Source organism: Psychrobacter sp. SWN149 (assembly GCF_015864565.1).
Classification (GTDB): domain Bacteria; phylum Pseudomonadota; class Gammaproteobacteria; order Pseudomonadales; family Moraxellaceae; genus Psychrobacter.
In genome coordinates this window covers 1-585 of sequence record NZ_JADYWX010000022.1, presented here as the reverse complement: position 1 = coordinate 585, position 585 = coordinate 1, and the positions used below count along the sequence as shown (strand labels likewise).

The window sequence follows — 585 nt, the reverse complement described above, 5'->3', positions numbered from 1 at the left end:
GGACGCTGGTTGGGTCGATGTCATTTTCAGGGTCGGTGTCGTTACCCACTACGGCAACCACAACTGGGCTACCGCTAGTGCCTGACTCGTTGTCATTCACGGCAACAGGGGCGCTTTGTGGGTAGTCGATGGTGACAGTAGCAGGGTTTGAGGTCAAACCTGTGGCGTCATTAACCGTGTAGCTGATCGGCGTTGGGTCACCGGTAAAGCCATCTTCTGGCGTGAAGGTGATGTCGCCTGAGACAGGGTCAACAACCCATGAGCCTTCACCAGCCACGTCAACCGATTTGCCGTCAGCGGCGATGGTGCCGCCTGCTGGTGACACGGTGATGAGGACGCTGGTTGGGTCGATATCATTTTCAGGGTCGGTGTCGTTACCCACTACGGCAACGTCAACCGTGGCGCCGGAAGCACCTGATTTTGCATCATTCACAGCCACTGGTGCGGTTTGCGGATAATCGATGGTGATAGTCGCAGGCTCAGACGTTAGGCCTGTTGTGTCAGAGACCACATACTCAACTGGTGTTGGATCACCTGTGAAGTCTGCTTCTGGGGTAAAGGTGACTGCACCAGTGGTTGGATCAA

At 55.6% G+C, this 585-nt stretch carries 1 protein-coding gene; it reads right to left on the bottom strand.

Annotation, left to right across the window (positions count from 1 at the left end):
* Positions 1–585, bottom strand: a 585-nt coding sequence (locus I6E86_RS13665; protein ID WP_227680672.1) for an Ig-like domain-containing protein, incomplete at both ends; no start/stop codon positions are given.